Here is a 2242-nt window from a genome sequence, read left to right as displayed (position 1 = left end):
AGCCTCGGAGACGCTCTCAATGGCGTCGCGCAGGCGGTTCTCGGCTGCCTGAGCTCTCGCCTGCGCCATCCGCTCCTCGGTGACGTCGAGGGCTACGCCGATGATCCGCGCGAAGCTGTCGCCCTCCGCCTGGCCGAAAGCCTGGCCGCGGGCGTCGATCCAGATCGGACGGCCGCCGTGCGGCCCGGGCACCCGGAAGGAGACGTCGAAGGCGCCGTATACGGCCGCGGTGGTCAGCGCGTTGCGCAGCCGGTCGCGGTGCTCGGGGCTGACCCGTTCGATGACGTCGGCGCCGTCCACCACCCCGCCGCCGCCCCAGCCGAAGATCGCGCCGGTGACGTCGGACATGAACATCTTGTCCGAGACGATGTCCCATTCCCAGATGCCGCAGCGGGCGGCCTCGACGGCGAGCCGGAAGCGCTGCTCGTGCTCGATGAAGGCCTTCTGCGCGTCCTCCGCCCGGCGGCTCTGGCGCAGCAGCATGAGGCCCAGCGCGAAGGCCGCGCCGAGCGGCAGCAGCAGCCAGGCGATCTGCTCGCGCATCACCGCATCGCCACCCGGCGCGGCGGGCGCGGCGGCGACGGCGACCAGCGCGCCCCCTGCGGCGGGTCGGCCGGCGAGGTCGAGCGGCGCGCCGTCGGGGCGGGCGCCGCGCAGCGGGCCGGAGGCGTCCAGGTCCTTCATCGGCCGACCGAAGGCGGCCTCGGCGCCCTCTGCGATGGCGGTTTCTCCGGCGGCCGCGACGAACTGGCCCGAGCGGCCGGCGAAGGCCTCGGCCGAGCCGCGCGACAACAGGCCCAGGAGCCGGTTGGGATCGCCGGTCAACGCCACCCAGCGCCGCCCTTGCGACGTCGGGGCGGAGACGACCGCGATCAGCGCCGGGCGCACGCCGGCGACGGTGAAGGCGACCTCCTGTCCGCTGGCCTCGGCGGCGCGGACCACCTCCAGCCACCGGACGCCGGAAGTCTTGCCGGCGGCCGCCGCCAGCTGGCCTTCGCTGACGACCACCGCGCCGGCCGCGGCGCCCGACGCCGCCCGCAGAGCCGTCTCGGCCGCGTCGAGGGGGGCGCTGGGCGCGCGCTGCAGCACCTCGACGGCGGCCAGCGCGCCGCCTTGAAGGGCCATGGCCTCCACGTCGGCGCGGGCGGCCAGTTCGCTGGCGCGCTGATAGAGAGCGGCCGCCGTCGGGCTGGCCGGCGGCGAGCTGGACAGCCGCCACAGCGCGAAGACGGTGTAGAGGCTGAGCAGCAGCAGGGCCGACAGGATGAGCAGGCGCAGGAAGCCCTGCGAGGCGCCCGGCCCGGCCAGCGGCCCGCCTCCGCCTGCCGGTCGGCCGAGCGTCGTCTCAGCCGGATCCACGCCCCCGCGCCTGGCCAAAAGCCGCCGCTCCTTCAAGACCCCGAGCTCGCCCCGAGTCACCCCTGCCCAGGAGTCTACGCGGCCCGCCCGACTCGGTCACGCCCGACAGCTGCGCCTTTCGACGCGGGGCCCAAGCTGTGGCGTTGGGGACTCAGTCCTATCTTCCTCTCCCGTTCACGGGAGAGGAAAGTTCGGCGTCAGTCGGCGAGCGCCTTGCTGGCCAGCTCGTAGACGTTCTTCGACAGGCCCTCGGTCCCAACGATCCGCTGCAGCTCGGCCTTCATCAGCTCGCCGTACTCGGGGCGGTAGCGGCGCCAGCCGCCGAGGGGTTCGACGAGGCGGGCGGCGACCGATGGGTTGATCGCGTCCACGGCCAGGATCTGGTCGGCGAGGAAGCGGTAGCCGGCGCCGCTGGGGTCGTGGAACCGCGACGGATTCATCGAGGCGAAGGTCGAGACCAGCGCCCGCAGGCGGTTGGGGTTCTTCGCATCGAACGCCGGGTGGGCGGTCAGGCCCAGCACCCGGCCGAGGGCGCCTTCGCCCGGGTCGCGGGCCTGCAGGGCGAACCACTTGTCGACCACCAGCGGCTCGTCCTTCCAGCGGTCATAGAAGTGGGCCAGCGCGTACTCGAAGGCCTGGCCACCGATCAGCATCAGAGCCGAGAGCCCGCCGATGGAGTCGGTCATGTTGGAGGCCGCCTCGTAGTGGCCCATGGCCAGTTCGACGATCTCCGAGCGCGGGTTGGCGGCCAGCAGGTCGAGGGCCGCGTTGCGCAGGGCGCGCCGGCCGGCGCTCGTTGCGTCGGGGGAGAACTCGCCGAGCTGCTGCAGGCCGGTGTGCAGCCGCCTCAGCTCCTCGCCCAGGTGCAGGGCCAGGCGCGTGT

The 2242-nt window shown here is 73.9% G+C and carries 2 protein-coding genes; both read right to left on the bottom strand.

The window, feature by feature from the left end:
* Window positions 1–1359: PAS domain-containing protein (locus VHK87_RS15925; RefSeq protein ID WP_329635874.1), on the bottom strand; the 1359-nt coding region annotated here is incomplete at its 3' end.
* A gap of 197 nt (window positions 1360–1556) precedes the next feature.
* Window positions 1557–2242 (bottom strand): aminopeptidase N C-terminal domain-containing protein (locus VHK87_RS15920; RefSeq protein WP_329635873.1); only part of this gene is annotated, 686 nt, incomplete at its 5' end.

Origin of the sequence: Phenylobacterium sp. (genome assembly GCF_036263695.1) — a bacterium.
Lineage (GTDB): Bacteria > Pseudomonadota > Alphaproteobacteria > Caulobacterales > Caulobacteraceae > Phenylobacterium.
Note: the sequence above shows the minus strand (reverse complement) of the source record. Positions and strands in the feature narration are given on the sequence as shown.